At 32.5% G+C, this 15099-nt stretch carries 15 protein-coding genes; all 15 read right to left on the bottom strand.

Annotation, left to right across the window (positions count from 1 at the left end; translation table 11 throughout):
- Positions 1-2: 2 nt before the first annotated feature.
- A complete protein-coding gene (flgK, locus tag H9L18_RS07780; RefSeq protein ID WP_126793162.1) occupies positions 3-1523 on the bottom strand; it encodes a flagellar hook-associated protein FlgK in 1521 nt (506 codons plus the stop codon).
- Positions 1524-1591: 68 nt separating this feature from the next.
- Positions 1592-1954: a flagellar protein FlgN gene (locus H9L18_RS07775; RefSeq protein WP_126793160.1), complete on the bottom strand. Its 363-nt coding sequence runs from the start codon at positions 1952-1954 to the stop codon at positions 1592-1594.
- Positions 1941-2240, bottom strand: coding sequence for a flagellar biosynthesis anti-sigma factor FlgM (gene flgM / locus H9L18_RS07770; RefSeq protein WP_126793158.1), 300 nt, complete (start codon positions 2238-2240; stop codon positions 1941-1943). The genes H9L18_RS07775 and flgM overlap by 14 nt, the downstream gene beginning before the upstream one ends.
- 208 nt (positions 2241-2448) lie before the next feature.
- Complete coding sequence (fliY, locus tag H9L18_RS07765; RefSeq protein WP_126793156.1) at positions 2449-3492, bottom strand: flagellar motor switch phosphatase FliY; 1044 nt, start codon at positions 3490-3492, stop codon at positions 2449-2451.
- Position 3493: 1 nt separating this feature from the next.
- Positions 3494-4492 (bottom strand): flagellar motor switch protein FliM, encoded by a 999-nt coding sequence (gene fliM, locus H9L18_RS07760; RefSeq protein WP_126793154.1) that lies wholly within the window; start codon positions 4490-4492, stop codon positions 3494-3496.
- Complete coding sequence (locus H9L18_RS07755) at positions 4489-4899, bottom strand: chemotaxis protein CheW (RefSeq protein WP_126793152.1); 411 nt, start codon at positions 4897-4899, stop codon at positions 4489-4491. Before H9L18_RS07755 ends, fliM begins: the two co-directional genes overlap by 4 nt.
- Before the next feature lie 34 nt (positions 4900-4933).
- Positions 4934-5296, bottom strand: coding sequence for a response regulator (locus H9L18_RS07750; RefSeq protein WP_126793150.1), 363 nt, complete (start codon positions 5294-5296; stop codon positions 4934-4936).
- 15 nt (positions 5297-5311) lie between these two features.
- Entirely contained in the window at positions 5312-5905 is a 594-nt protein-coding gene (locus tag H9L18_RS07745) for a chemotaxis protein CheC (protein ID WP_126793148.1), read from the bottom strand.
- Positions 5905-7914 (bottom strand): chemotaxis protein CheA, encoded by a 2010-nt coding sequence (locus H9L18_RS07740; protein ID WP_126793146.1) that lies wholly within the window; start codon positions 7912-7914, stop codon positions 5905-5907. The genes H9L18_RS07745 and H9L18_RS07740 overlap by 1 nt, the downstream gene beginning before the upstream one ends.
- A gap of 21 nt (positions 7915-7935) precedes the next feature.
- Complete coding sequence (locus tag H9L18_RS07735) at positions 7936-8706, bottom strand: CheR family methyltransferase (protein ID WP_126793144.1); 771 nt, start codon at positions 8704-8706, stop codon at positions 7936-7938.
- The gene (locus H9L18_RS07730; RefSeq protein ID WP_246433263.1) at positions 8703-9716 is read right to left on the bottom strand and encodes a protein-glutamate methylesterase/protein-glutamine glutaminase; all 1014 of its coding nucleotides are present in this window, start codon (positions 9714-9716) and stop codon (positions 8703-8705) included. The genes H9L18_RS07735 and H9L18_RS07730 overlap by 4 nt, the downstream gene beginning before the upstream one ends.
- A 16-nt stretch (positions 9717-9732) precedes the next feature.
- Positions 9733-10221 carry a chemotaxis protein CheD gene (locus H9L18_RS07725; protein ID WP_126793142.1) on the bottom strand — a complete coding sequence of 163 codons (489 nt, stop codon included), beginning with the start codon at positions 10219-10221 and terminating at the stop codon, positions 9733-9735.
- A complete protein-coding gene (locus H9L18_RS07720) occupies positions 10206-10736 on the bottom strand; it encodes a chemotaxis protein CheW (protein ID WP_126793140.1) in 531 nt (176 codons plus the stop codon). The genes H9L18_RS07725 and H9L18_RS07720 overlap by 16 nt, the downstream gene beginning before the upstream one ends.
- A gap of 72 nt (positions 10737-10808) precedes the next feature.
- Positions 10809-12860 (bottom strand): methyl-accepting chemotaxis protein, encoded by a 2052-nt coding sequence (locus tag H9L18_RS07715; protein WP_126793138.1) that lies wholly within the window; start codon positions 12858-12860, stop codon positions 10809-10811.
- A 173-nt stretch (positions 12861-13033) separates the two neighbouring features.
- Entirely contained in the window at positions 13034-15094 is a 2061-nt protein-coding gene (locus tag H9L18_RS07710) for a methyl-accepting chemotaxis protein (RefSeq protein ID WP_126793135.1), read from the bottom strand.
- Positions 15095-15099 lie beyond the last annotated feature (5 nt).

Genomic DNA, 15099 nt, shown 5'->3' with positions numbered 1-15099 from the left:
AGTTACACTCCCGTTCGATTTATTAAAGTATCTAACATTTCTGAAACCACAGAAATAACTTTTGAATTTGCTTGGAAAGCTCTCTGGAATCTAATAACATCTGTTACTTCCTCGTTAACGTTCACACCAGAGATTGAATCTCTTCTTTGTTGTAATTGACTGAGTAAGTATTCTTGAGAAGTTACTTTATTATCAGCTTGTTGTTTTGAAATACCATTTTTAGTCACAATATCAACAAATGAACCTAGGAAAGTTAATCCGCCTTCTTCATCTGCAAAAGACATACTCTTTTTATCATACGTACTAAAATCAGTTGGGTATTTCAATCTTGTATCTTTTAGTTTTGAAATAGCAGTAGCTCTTGAGCCATCCCCCACTTCATGTCCTTTTAAATCTTCCCCTGTATTAATCAAGGAAGGATCTTTTTTTATAGCTTCGTTAACTTTGATATTAAGAGCATGATTTCCATCTGTCCCAATTGTAAAGAAATCAATACTATCACCTGCATCTGAGTGGATTTTATTAACAGCTGATGCCAGATTAAACACAAAATTATTTAACTCTGTCATACGACTATCGATTTCAACTAAAGATTCTTGTAATCCTTTTGAAACACCGCTAGCCATTTCAAGTGGTTTGAATTCAGGAGTTGCTGCTTTGGAATCTGAAATTAAGATCTGTCCAATTTCATATTTGTCAGTAGTTGTAGCACGAGGTTTTAGTGAGTCCCCACCTTCTGAAACTAAAGAATTTCCTTTATCATCTTTACCAACAACGACACTAATTTTCTTCAACTCATTGTGTGTTAACACATCTTGTTTATCGACTTTAATCGAAACACGTCCGTACTGGTCAAAAGACGTTTCTAATTTAGTAAATGTGGCAAGCTCTTCTAAAATAATATCTCGTTGATCGAGCAAATCATTTGGTATGCTTCCATCATTGGACACTTTATAGATTTGTCGGTTAATTACATCTAATTGCTCTAATTTCCCGTTAAAATCAAGTGCACTTTTTTCTAAAATAGAAAGTGTGTTTTGTGAAAGTTCATCAATTTGTTTTGCCATATGATTAATTGCATCTGTCAAAATATTTCCGTTTTCTAACACAATTGTTTTAGCGTTATCCATCTCTGGATTTGAACCTAATTTTGACCAAGAATCAAAGTAAGTCGATAAATTATTCGATAAACCTTTATGTAGAGGTGTTTCATTAAAAATAACTTCTAATTGACCTAAGATATCAGACTTTTGCTCATATTGATGATAAGAAGATGTTTCTTGTCTCATATTTCCAATCACGAAATCGTCTACTACTCTTGTAATAGAAGAAATCTTTACCCCTGTACCAACTTGACCAACTCCAATTAAATTATATGGATTATCAGCTGCCATGTTAACTCTCTGACGTGAGTAACCCGCTGTATTGGCATTTGCGATATTGTGACCAGATGTTTCAAGTGCTTTTTGCTGAACGTTTAGACCTTTATTAGCAGTACCTAAAGTACCAAATAATCCTACCATAAGTTAGTGCCTCCTCTCTTTATTTCAAATGTATGTTTTCGATGACGGGCCTCTTAAGAAGAAATTATTTACATCGAATGATTAATAAAGCCAAGATCTTCCTGAGAAGCTAATCTACCACTACTTGAATACGTTGAGTTGGCTTTCTTCATACCCGTACCAACTGCTGAAAGAAAACGATCATTAAAAGCAATCGCCTGTTTCGTTAGTAATAAATTATCATTTTGAACTTGTTTTATTTCTGCAATCAGCTTTTTCTCTTCAGCTGATGGTACACCTTTAAATGAATTTAGTGGTTCTACCAATTGTTCTTTTTGCTTTACTATTTTTTCGATTTGAACGCCATCATTTTTTACTAAAGCTTTTTTTTCTTTTTTAAGCAATCTTAATAACTGCTTTAAATAACTTGTTAAATGTTTATTTGTCTCCATACGACTCTTTTTGTCCTTTTAGTGTATCTGACATTTTATCAGCAATTTCTTCAGCAGATACTTTATATGTTCCATCTTTAATCGCTTGCTTAATTTCTGCGATTCTGTTTGTTTTTTCAGTATCTTCTAATTGATTATTAAATCGTAATTTTTTGCTTGTTTTAGATAAGTCAACTTCAACTGTTTCTTTTTTCATTGTTGGACTTGTCTCTTTTTCAACATTATCATGCCCTATTTGAGAATGATAAGAGTCGAAATACGATGTATATTGATTATTTATCTTCATAAAAATACTCTCCTTGTATAGATATTAGCGACCAGTCATCTACTTATACATAATAATTATCGGCAAAAAATTAAATCGATTAATAGCAAAAAGGCTTAATGTCAGCTTACTTTTGATTTTTTTGTAATTTGTTTTATTTTATAATGAAAATAATCTAATAATCAATAAAAACTACTTGAATAAGTCTAAATTGACTTATTCAACTAGTTTAATGTAAATTATTTAGTCTTTGTTTTTGAGATAAGATATTTGTAATTCTAATACCAAAGTTTTCATTAATTACGACTACTTCGCCTTTTGCGATTAGCTTACTATTAACATAAACTTCAAGAGGCTCGTCTGTTAATTTATCTAGTTCTACAACAGAACCAACACCTAATGATAAAATATCTTTAATTGATTTTCTACTGTTACCTAGTACCACACTAAAATCAAGCGGGACATCCATCAACAAATCTAAATTATCAATATTTGATTCTACTTTTCTGTTTTCTAAATTCGCAAATTCAGGTTGTTGAACCGTTACTTTTTTAGTGGCTTCTTGAGTTGGTACAGATTGTTGTCTTGTCTCTTCTCCCATCATTTCACGTCCTTCCAAAACTTCTGCTGTATCTTGAAGCATTGTATCAGAAATTTCACGAACCATTTCTTGCGTGTAAATTTGCATAATTTCACTTTCGATAACACCTTCAACAGATAAATCAAATGAAATTTTACAAACCACTGTCTCGCTATCAATTCCTTTATACTGAACTGCAGCTTCATCTTTCCATAAGTTAACTTCAGGTGGTAAAATATCTACTTTTTTACCCATCATCGTCGCCATTGAGGTAGATGCTGATCCAATCATTTGGTTCATCGCTTCTCCTACAGCGCTTAATTCTAACTCTGTGAATTCTGTATTAGTTGTGTTACCATCGCCACCAATCATTAAATCAGCGATAATAATAGCGTCTTCAACATTTAGAAGTAATAAATTACTTCCTTCTAAGCTTTCTTTAAATTCAACAACAGTTGATACTTTTGGCGTAACCAATTCATCAAGTATTTGTTGAAACTTAACGTAGCTAACTCTTGGTGTTGTAATCATGACACGACGATTTAAAATAGAAGATAAAGTTGTTGCCGCTTGTGACATAGAAATATTCCCAACTTCACCAATAATGTCGCTAATTGTTTGATCAAATGGTGCTGGAATTTCTGAGCCATTCATCAATGTATCTATTTCTTTTTGAGATAGTGCTTCACTCATTCTACGATTCTCCTTCTGAAAACTCTAAAATTTCAACTGCCATGACATCATCTTTTTTACCTGGTTTTACGAGGCTAAAGAGTTGATTTTCAATGTACATTTTTAGAGGCTCTGTAATCTTTTGATCTAAACTGATTGTATCGCCAACCTCTAATTGTGAAAAATCAGAAAGAGTCATTGTTGTTTTACCTAAGAAGGCTTCTAATTCTAAATCAACAGACTCAATATTTTTTTGTAAATGTTCATTGTCGATTGTACTAAAGTTCTTATCTGAGTCAAACCAGTTTCTAAAGCTTAATTTATCGATAATTCCTTCGAAAAAGACATATGGAACACATAAGTTTATAAATGTATTTCGTTTAAATATTGTTGCTGTAAATGTCACTAACACGACTGGTTCATTAGGTGACATATTTTGAAGTAATTGAGGATTAGTATCTAAACTATCCAATTTACTTTCAATATCTGTTATTTCTTTCCAAGCATTTTCAAAAGCTGACACAAAAGTTTTAAAGATTTCTTCTAAAATAGCAATCTCTATGTCTGTAAAGCTTTTTTTCTCAATTTCTTCATTTTTAAGAACTTGTGCTTCACTTCCACCACATAATAACTCAACAATCAGCATACAAAGTTGAGGATTAATCTCAATCATTTGAATACCATTTAAGGGTGTCGAATGAAACAAACCAAGTAATGTAAACTTAGGTATCGAATGAATAAATTCATCGTAACTAATTTGTTCAATAGAAGCTAACTTCAACGAAACGTTGGTTCTAATCTGAGTGCTCAAATGATTGCCTGCATATTTTGAAAAATCTTCAAAGATCATAAATAGCGTATTAATGTATTCTTTTGAAAGTTTAGTTGGCCTTCTAAAATCATACGCTTTAACTTGACCAACCTCTTTTTCTTCAGACATCAATGTATCCTCATCAATTTCACCATTACTCATCGCATTTAAAAGTGCATCTATTTCTTGTTGTGTTAATACTTGTTTCAAATAGATCCCTCATTTTCAGTAAATATTGTCATCACATCAATAATATTCGTTAACTTATCATGGATAGAAATGATACCTTCTATATTATCGTTTGTTTTCTTATCTAGTGCTTGTATTTCATCTGAATCAACGCTAAAAACACCAATAATTTGTTCAACTAAAATTCCGATTTTTTGGTTGTCATTCATAATGACAATGATGTTTTCGTGTAAGCCATTATCATCTTCTTTTAAAAATTTGGAAAAGTTAACAAGAGTAACAATGGTTCCTCGCAAATTGATTAATCCTTCTATCCAAGGTTGAGCTTGAGGAACATGAAAAATTTTTGTTGATTTGATGATTTCACCAACGTTTTCAGTGCGAATACCATAATATTTGCTATCTTTAGTAAAGACAATTAACTGCATCGTTTTCTCTCCTCAATATTAACTTTTTAAAAGACTATATCATTACTTTATCAAGTGCTTTAATAACGCGGTCACTATCAAATGGCTTCACAATAAAATCAACAGCACCAGCACGAATAGCATCCATTACCATTGATTGTTGACCCATAGCACTACACATTAATACTTTAGCACCAGCATCAAACGCTTTAATTTCTTTTAAAGCTTCAACTCCGTCCATCTCTGGCATTGTGATATCCATTGTTACTAAATCTGGCTGAGTTGCTTTGTATTTTTCAATAGCTTCTAATCCATTTTGCGCTTCATCTACAACTTCATAACCATTTTTTTCTAAAATATCCTTTAATTTCATTCTCATAAATACCGCGTCATCCACGATTAATACTTTTTTTGCCATTTATAATCCCTCTTTCTATACACCTATTGCTTTAAATAATTTTTCTAATACGCCTACTTCTGGTATGAAATATAAATAAGCATCCATTTGATTACCAGAGTAGAAAAACTCATTTTTGATAATTAAAACTTCATCATCATACTGATCGACTGCCATGTATAAACTACTAATAATTGAGCCAAACATATCAATCATTAAATTCGGAACAGAAGACAGTAATCTAACGTCTAAAAGCTGACTAATTGCATTCAAGAAAGAATTCACTAAAATATTGGCTAATTCTTTGATAGATGAAACCATTAAGTCTTCTGTTTGTTCGATACCATTTGGTAACATCATGCTAGAAATTTCTTGTGCCGATTTTTCAGGAAGTGCGAACAGAAAAATACCACTTCCATTCCCAATGACTTGGGTAGTCACAGCATAGACAACTTTGTCTTCTGACATGATTTGTTGATATAATTCTTCATACTCCATAATTTCAATCAAAGGGACTGTCATATCAACAGGTTCTTTGATAAGAGCTGAAATACTCGTTGCAGCGTGTCCTCCACCTATATTAACCATTTCTTTTATAGCATCAATTTGTAGAGGCTGAAATTTATTCATCATATTGAACTCACACTTTCTTCACTACAAATGACATTTGTATCTAAAATCAATGTGATATCTCCGTTTCCAAGAATTGTTGCACCAAGGTATTTTTTTAAATGTCTTAATTCTTGTCCCAATTTTTTAATCACAATTTCTTGTTGTCCAATTAATTCATCCACCATTAGAGCGTAGTATTTTTTACCAAGTAAGACGATAATCAAATGAGGATTTGAATTAAATTCTTTTGCTGGTTCAAGTCCAAGCACTTCTTGTAATCGAATAACTGGAATAGCCATTCCTTGGTATTTATAAACTTCTTGTAAGTGAACCTGAATAATTTCTTGATTAGTGACTTCAACAACTTTTTCAATGGCTCCCTGTGGTAAAGCAAATACTTCACCTGAAACTTTAACCATTAAAGATTGAATAATCGATAGTGTTAAAGGTAAATTAATAGTGAATGTTGAACCAACATCAACCTTGCTATGTAAATCAATGGTTCCTCCAAGATTTGTAATTTTAGAATGAACGACATCCATTCCAACTCCGCGTCCAGAAACGTTAGTTATTTCTTTTGCTGTAGAAAAACCAGGATGGAAGATTAAGTGTAAAATTTCTTTGTCAGATAAACCTTCAGTGTCTATCCCTTTTCTTTCAGCACTTTCTTTTATAACTTCAGGATTCAATCCTTTTCCGTCATCAGATACGGTAATAATGACTCGATTACCTTGTTGAAAGGCTGTTAATTTGATTTCACCTTCAACTGGTTTCCCAAGTTCTTTACGTCTCTCAGGGGCTTCAATACCATGATCAGCAGAGTTTCTAATCAAATGGACTAATGGTTCACTTAATTCTGAAACAACTGTTCGATCAAGTTCAGTGTCTTCACCTTCAATGATTAATGTCATTTCTTTGTTTAAATCTTTTGCTAAATCACGAACAACTCGAGGGAATCGATTCATAACAACACTAACTTGTTGCATTCTTATTTTTAAAACTAAGTCTTGCAACTCAGACGTGATTCTTGCTACTTCTGTTAATGGTTCTTTGATATCGTTTTTGCTATCATTTTGCGAAATGTTTTCTAACCTTGTTCGGTAAACAACTAATTCTGAAACCAAATTCATAAAAGTATCTAATTTAGCTAAATCCACTTTAATCGTTTGTTGTTCATGCTTGGTTACTTTTTTCTTTTTTTCTTTTGTATCTGTTTCTTGTTGTTCCACTTTTGTTTCAACAATAATTGTTTCTTCTTCCTCAAAAATAGCTTCACCACTAATGACATTTACCATTTCGATATCACTATTTGTCAGAATATTTTCCTTAATCTCATCAGCAGTATTTTCACTAACTAATAACACATGAAAATCTTGCTCGAATTCGCCTTGTTCTAACGTCTCAGTATCTGGAAAACTAAAAGTAACTTCTCCTACTTCACTTAATTTTTCCATAATCAGAAAAACACGTGGGCCTTTTAGCGTACAGTCTTTATCAAGCCTGATACTAATACCATAAGAAGTATATTCAGTATTATCTAGTTCATCCATTAAATGAATATCTTCTTCAGACAATAAGGTGCTTGGAAAAGCTAACTCATCACTAGTTGCTTCCTCTACTTGGTTAAGAGGCTCTTCAGAAACACTTCCTCCAACGGCTTCTAGTCTAGTAATTAACTCAGTCACCTTGCTACTGTCAAAATCAGTTTCATCTCTTAGACTTTCAACAATTTCAGACAATTCATCTAAACAATCAAAAATGAGTGAAATACTATCAGTATCTACTTTCACTGTCTGATTTTTAAAAAATTCAAAGATATTCTCCATTTTATGTGTTAACTTAGCCATCGTTTCATAACCCATGGTTGCAGCCATTCCTTTTAAAGTATGTGCTGATCTGAAAATACTATCAATTGTATTCATGTTTTCAGGGTCATTTTCTAATTCTAAGACACCGTCGTTTAGATTTTCTAAATGTTCGTCTGTTTCTTCAAAAAAAAGCTCTCGGTATTTCTCGTTTTCGTCCAACTTAAACACCTCTTTCTTTCCTTATTTTTGATAAATAAATGAATCAATTTTCTTAAAACCAAATTTTTCTGGTTGATTGATTGTTTCTGTTGCACCTGTAAAAAAAATGCCACCTGGTACAAGAGAATCATAAAATTTTTGATAGAGTTTATCTCTTGCATCTGGCTTAAAGTAAATCGTGACATTACGACAAATTATTAAATGAAAGTCTGAATCAAATTTATCTAATAATAAATCATGCGCTTTAAATCTAACTTTATTCTTGATATGATCGTTCACACGATAACCATTTTCTTCATTATCAAAAAAAGTAGTTAGTTGATGTTTGGACACATTTTTTAATTCACTATTAAAATAAAATCCTTCTTTAGCCCGTTTTAAAATATCTTGATCAATATCTGTCGCTAGTATTTTTTGTTTAAGAGAAACATTTTTTTCTTCGAACATCATAGCTAAACTATAAGGTTCAGAGCCATTAGAACAAGCTGCGCTCCAACATTTTAATGGTCCAAACAGAGGAGATAAATTCTTTTGAACTTGTTGATTCAATGCCTCAAAAAGTTCAGGATTTCTAAAAAATTCTGTCACATTTATCGTCAGGTACTTTTTAAGCTCATCTCTAACCTCTTTGTTTCTCTCCATTAATTTCATATAACTTGCTAAATCTTCAACAGGATGATTTGACATCATATTTAAAATTCGTCTTTGTAATTGTTTTTCTTTATAAGCTTCTAAATCCATTGATAGATTTTTAACTGCCCACTTATTAAATATTTCAAATGACTCGCTCATTGTTTCACCCTTATCATCCAATCTATTTTAGTCCCTATCATATCTAATGAAAGAACCTCATCAACAACACCTAATTCAGCCGCTCTTCTTGGCATTCCATAAACAACAGAAGTTTCTCGATTTTGAGCAATATTGAAGCCACCATTTTCCGAAATCACTTTCATACCGTCAGCGCCATCACTTCCCATACCTGTTAAAATGACACCAACTAAATGTTTACCATAAACTTTTGAAGCAGAATGGAACAAAGGGTCAACAGCAGGTCTAACACTATGAATTTTTTCTTCTTCCGATAACTGAATCGTTCTGCCATCAATTCGCATATGATAATCGCCTGGTGCGACATAAACAACACCTGGTCTGATCATTTCCCCATGAGTTGCTTCTACAACTTCCACACTAGCTTCTTGATTTAAACGGTTAGAAAAAGATTTCGTAAAACCTTTAGGCATATGCTGAACAATAAAGATAGGAATTTTCAAGCTTTCAGGAATACATTTTATTAACTGCATTAGCGCTTTTGGTCCTCCAGTAGACGCTCCAATAACGATTGCCTTAATTTGAGTTGGAAAAGCTTTCCCTTTGTTATCACTAACTTGTTTCATCACAGGTTTTACTTCAACACTTGGAACAATCGACTTGATTTTACTTCCCAGTTCCAATGTGAACGATTCTTCGATATCAGATAAATTTGCCGGTTTTTCAACAAAATCCATAGCACCTTTTTCTAAACAAGTAATCGTCATTTCCTCACCAGAGTGGGAGCTTAACATGATAACAGGAATATCAAACTCAGTCTTAATTTTCTCAAGTGTTTCCAAACCATTCATACCAGTCATTTCGATATCTAACGTAATTAAATCTGGTTTTACTTTATTTAGTTTATGTAACGCATCTTCTCCACTTCTTGCTGTCACACAGACTGACAAGTTAGGAATCTTATTAATTTGATCAGAAATAACTTTCCTCATAAAAGCTGAATCATCAACAACCATAATTTGTATTGTCACTTTTTTTCCTCACTTCTTATAATTCGTATATGTCTCGGTTGACCATTTTTACTGAAACACTTAGCGTTTCTAAATCAACAAAAAGTGAGCGCCCCATATTTCCACCCACATGCTTAGCAACAATCGGTATTTTCAACTCTTTTAATACTTGTTCAACAGCTTGAATATTACGTTCACCAATATTTTGATTATGTTTAACATTTTCTAATTTAAACATACTTGCTCCCCCAGCAATTTTTGCCACAAGTCGGTTGACTCCTTCTTTTTCTTTTAGTTCCGTGACCATTTGAGGAATAGCAAGATCAGCAAATTTTTCAATTTTTATTTGGTTTCTACCACTAAACATTTGGCTGTCGGGTAGCATTATATGACTCAAACCACCAATTTTACTTTTTTTATCATACAGGACAACCCCAACACAGGAACCTAACCCAAGAGTCAATAACTGATTTGGTGCATGAGTAATCTTATAATCTGAAATGCCAACTTTTATTTGCTCTGACATGTTTCATCTACCGGCTCACTGTTTATTGTAAAATCTTCTTCTATTTGTTCTTCGTCAGATTGTGATGTTTCTAAAGCTCTAAGTAATTTATCCAACATAATATTTCCTTCAAATAAGGAATCTATGTTTAGTTGAATAACAATACCTGATTCAGTCTTTATAAATTTTTCAATATAATTCTTTTCAACTGTTACTTCGTTATCCATCCACTCAAACTGTGTAGATCCAAAATCTACTATTCCTTTAATCGATTCAACTGAAAGGCCTAAAAATTCATCGTTCCATTGAACAACAATAATCTTCATTTCTTTATGTTGAACTGTTTCTGTTCCGTACAGTCTCGCATTTAAATCAATGACAGGAAGAACATGTTTGTTGTGTTCAATCACACCTAAAACAAAAGATGACGTCTCTGGAATTGGAATAGGTTGTTGCCATTGGATTATCTTTTCAATTTTTTCAATTGGCAAACTTAACTGTTGTTCTTTACTAAAAAAAACGATTTGTTTTTCCATTTGTTTCCTCCATTGATTAACACAAAAGGTTTCAACAGAAAATTTCCGTTGAAACTTTTTGGTTATCTATCATTAAATATCAAAACTATTTGCTTGTTTTTTAAGACTTTCAGCAATTTGTTCAAGACTATGAATATTTGCTGTAAACTCTTCCATTGTCGCCAAGATTTCTTCAGCATTTGCAGATACTTCTTCAGTTCCAGCTGCATTTTCTTGTGTCGAAGCCGAAATATTTTCAACTGCAAACATAACTGAATCTTTTTGATTTTTCACTTCTTGACTCAACATATCAATAGCTTGAATTTCTTGAATGATATTCTCAAATTGACCGGTTACTTTGTTGGTTGAATCAATCGCATTATTAATTGCTTCTGTTTGTTTCATACCACCTTCATAAGAATCAGTCACTTGATTTACCATTTGATTAGATTTCAATTGAATTTCAGCAATGATAGCTTCAATATCCTTAGTTGACTCTGAACTTTGCTCAGCAAGTTTTCTAACTTCTTCAGCTACAACAGCAAAACCTTTACCAGCTTCACCTGCTCTAGCTGCCTCAATTGAAGCGTTTAATGCTAAAAGATTCGTTTGTGTTGAGATATCTGTGATAACTTGAATGATTTTATTGATATTTTGGATATCCCCATTCATCACTCCCATATCATCAACTAAAGCTTTCAATTTATTTCTTTCTAATTCCCAATTTTCATGAACATGATGCATTAACGATGAATTATTTCGGTTATCATCATTTGCCTCTAATGCTTTTTCATTCATATTAACAGCAGATTGATTAATCACTTCGATCGTTGAACCTAACTCGTTCATTTGAGTCACTGTTTTTTCTGCATCAATGGCTTGAGAACTTGTTGCTTGAGCAATACCAGTGATTGTTTCTGATACTTCTTCTGTTGCAGAATTTGTTTGTTTTGAAATATCCGATAATGAAATACTCATATCAGCAATTTGATTACTCTCACCTTGAATATTTTTAACGAGTTTAGCAAAGCCATCTAACATGTTATTAAAGGCAACCACAATTTGATTAATCTCTGTTCCATGCTCTTTTACTTCACCAGTTCCAAATAGGTTATGAAGTTTCGATTGGCTCTTCTCAGCGCCCTCAGCATATTCAACACCTCTAAGGTTAGTAACTTTGGCTCTCAAATCACCTTTACTTGCTTTTTCAAAAGAATTTACTAAAACTTTTGCTACTTTAATAATTTGTTTTGTAATAAATAGTGCAATTACAATAGCAAGAAGTCCCCATGTCACAGTTACAATAGCTGAAATTTTCATCATTGCTTCTTTTTCGACTTGGAACTCTTTATTAATGATACCAGCAACAATAATCAAACCATCTTCTGTTTGAATGTAATGAGAATGGCCTGTCTTAGTTTTAATATCTCCTTTTTTCTTCGTAATTTGTTGGAAAAAAGGTTGATCTTTAGCATTTGTATTTCTTTCTTTTGGATCACCTGAACCTAAAATATCACCATCTTGAGTTAACAAGATCATTCTTCCAGAACGACCAATTTTAGTATTGTTAATTATTTTTGAGATTTCTTCCATATTAATATCGATCGCAAGAACACCCATAAATTCGTTGTTTGATAAAACTGCTTTAGAAAGGGTCATAATAATTTCCCCTGTATTAATATCAGCAGTCGGTTTTGACAAATGAACGACTTTAGGATCTTCCAAAGCTTTTGTATACCAATCACGGTTACTATATTTAGCAACTTCAGTATTAACTCCAATACTTGAAACAATTGCATGCCCTTTTGGAGCAAAGTAAATATCACCAAATGTCGCATCTGTATTACGAATCATTTTTAATAATCCTTCAACAGCAAGGCGTTCTTCTGGTGTATCAACGGGCTGTCTTAATAATTCATTCTTACTAATTTCATCTGTTGCTTTTTCAGCTGTGTCTTGAATACCTTCAATACGATTTTGCACACGACTAATACTATTTTTTGACTCCACGCTAATGCGGTTATCAATGGTATTAATCATCAACCTCATATTTAAAAATAAGACAACTAAAACAGGTAAAAGCCCAATTGCCACTATAAATCCAATGATATAAGGGCCGATAGACTTGTTTCTTTCCTTCTTCATCCAAACATCTCCTTTAAAATAATAATTCCAATAGATTATCGTCAGTTTTGGATGAAGAGTTAATAGTCTAATTGAATTATTTTTTTAAGTTATGGAAATATAGCATACGATTAAGGAAAGAATTGTTTCAAATTCAATTCCTTATCGTCTGCTTAATTGAATGATTCTAGTACTTATTTTTTAATAATAAATCCGTTCGCCTGAATCTCTAAAATTTCTGCAATTTGTTCTAACGACCCGATATTATTTGTGAATTCTTCCATTGTTGCTAGTATCTCTTCTGCATTTGCAGATACCTCTTCTGTCCCTGCAGAATTTTCTTCAGTCGAAGCAGAGATATTTTCAACGGACAATAGAACTGAATCTTTTTGGCCTTTAACACGTTTACTTAGGGCATCAATTGATCTGATACGTCCAGCTAAGATTTCAAACTGATTCGTTACTTCCTCAGCAGAAGTAATTGCTAGGTTAATAACTTCCGTTTGTTTAACGCCGCCATCATAAGAATTCTTCACTTGTGAAACCATGTCATCTGATTTTTGTTGAATTTCTAAGACAATCTTTTCAATATCTTTAGTTGATTTAGAACTCTGTTCAGCTAATTTTCTAACTTCTTCAGCTACAACAGCAAATCCTTTTCCAGCTTCACCTGCACGAGCTGCTTCAATTGAAGCGTTAAGTGCTAACAAATTAGTCTGAGAAGAAATATCTGTAATTACTTGGATTATTTTATTAATATTTTGAATATCATTATTCATACTACCCATACTAATAACTAACTCACCTAATTTGGTTCGCTCAATTTCCCAGTTATCTGATACCTTGACCATTAATTCAGAATTTTCTTTATTAACAACTGCTGCTTGATCCGTATTATCATTCATGTCTAGAGCTGATTTATGGATTGAATCAATAACAGAAGCTAATTGATTCATTTCATCTACTGTTTTTTCAGCATCAACCGCTTGTGAACTTGTTGCTTGAGCAATTCCTGTAATCGTTTCTGATACTTCTTCTGTGGAAGAGGTTGTTTGTTTTGAAATATCAGATAATGAAGCTGCCATTTCAGAAATTTCATTACTCTCTAGCTGAATTCCTTCAACTAAATTAGCAAAACCAGTTAACATATCATTAAATGCTGTGGCAATTTGATCGACTTCATTGCCATCTTCTTTAATGGTTCCGTCACCAAGAACCTTATCAAGAACAACAAATTTTCTGGTTTTCTTATCATCAATATTTCTAATGTTAGTGATTTTGGAAGTTAAATCACCTTCAGAAGCTTTTTTAAAGGATTTAACTAACAGTTTAGCTGCATTGATAATTGTTTTGGTAATCACAAGAGCTAATACTAAAGCTAATACTCCCCAAATCAAAATAACTAAACCAGATACTTTAAATAAACTGTTACGCTCTTTAGCAAGTTCATTTTTTTCAACACCTGAAAATAATACTAAACCATTTTTAGTCGTCATAGAATAGGCTGTTTCATCAATGTTTTTTATAACACCTTCTGTTGAAGCTTTGTTTTTAAAGAAATCTGTATCTGAAATATCTTTACCTTCATTAGCTTTAATACCAGATCCTAAAACAACACCATCTTTTGTTGTTAACATCATGTAGCCAGTATCACCAATTTTGCTATCCCTAACTACTTGAGCTATTTGAGATAAATTGATATCAACAGCTAGAACACCTGCTGGACGATTCTCACTCGTAATGACAGTTGAAACAGTCATTGTTACTTTACCTGTTTTAATATCTGGATCTGGATCAGACCAAACAAGTTTATTTGGATTTTCTAATGCATTAACATACCATGGTCTTTTTTCATATTCATTAAATTTAGCGTCTCTTCCTTTAGAAGAAACAATAGTCTTTCCAATTGGTGCATAATAAATCTGTTCAAAACTTTCATCTGAATCATTAACAAGTCGCAAAGAACGTCTTGCTATCTCTCTACTATCATATGCATCTTTCATCAGTTTAATTTCTGGTTCATCTGCTAAAGCTTTGAGAGCACTTTCAACACCCAAACGAGTTGCTTCGATTCGATCAGCAATTCGCCTAGTGCCATTTTTTTCCTCTAAAGCAATACGATTGTCAATCAAAGTTGTCATAACATTAATATTTAGAAATAACACAATGATGACTGGAATCAAACCAATTCCAATAATAAAGCTGATAATCAAAGGTCCAAGAGATTTCTTTTTATTTGCACCTTTCTTTTTCATTAAAA

Source organism: Vagococcus carniphilus (assembly GCF_014397115.1).
In the GTDB taxonomy this organism is placed as follows: Bacteria; Bacillota; Bacilli; order Lactobacillales; family Vagococcaceae; genus Vagococcus; species Vagococcus carniphilus.
The sequence above is the reverse complement of the archived record's forward strand: the minus strand, read 5'-3'. Positions and strand labels throughout refer to the sequence as shown.

Excerpts from the sequence above, each read along its gene's own strand:
- fliY (WP_126793156.1), bottom strand. The coding sequence starts at position 3,492 with ATGAGTGAAGCACTATCTCAAAAAGAAATAGATACATTGATGAATGGC.
- flgK (WP_126793162.1), bottom strand. The coding sequence starts at position 1,523 with ATGGTAGGATTATTTGGTACTTTAGGTACTGCTAATAAAGGTCTAAAC.
- H9L18_RS07750 (WP_126793150.1), bottom strand. The coding sequence starts at position 5,296 with ATGGCAAAAAAAGTATTAATCGTGGATGACGCGGTATTTATGAGAATG.
- flgM (WP_126793158.1), bottom strand. The coding sequence starts at position 2,240 with ATGAAGATAAATAATCAATATACATCGTATTTCGACTCTTATCATTCT.
- H9L18_RS07735 (WP_126793144.1), bottom strand. The coding sequence starts at position 8,706 with ATGAGCGAGTCATTTGAAATATTTAATAAGTGGGCAGTTAAAAATCTA.
- H9L18_RS07745 (WP_126793148.1), bottom strand. The coding sequence starts at position 5,905 with ATGAATAAATTTCAGCCTCTACAAATTGATGCTATAAAAGAAATGGTT.
- H9L18_RS07725 (WP_126793142.1), bottom strand. The coding sequence starts at position 10,221 with ATGTCAGAGCAAATAAAAGTTGGCATTTCAGATTATAAGATTACTCAT.
- H9L18_RS07710 (WP_126793135.1), bottom strand. The coding sequence starts at position 15,094 with ATGAAAAAGAAAGGTGCAAATAAAAAGAAATCTCTTGGACCTTTGATT.
- H9L18_RS07715 (WP_126793138.1), bottom strand. The coding sequence starts at position 12,860 with ATGAAGAAGGAAAGAAACAAGTCTATCGGCCCTTATATCATTGGATTT.
- H9L18_RS07755 (WP_126793152.1), bottom strand. The coding sequence starts at position 4,899 with ATGCAGTTAATTGTCTTTACTAAAGATAGCAAATATTATGGTATTCGC.
- H9L18_RS07720 (WP_126793140.1), bottom strand. The coding sequence starts at position 10,736 with ATGGAAAAACAAATCGTTTTTTTTAGTAAAGAACAACAGTTAAGTTTG.
- H9L18_RS07775 (WP_126793160.1), bottom strand. The coding sequence starts at position 1,954 with ATGGAGACAAATAAACATTTAACAAGTTATTTAAAGCAGTTATTAAGA.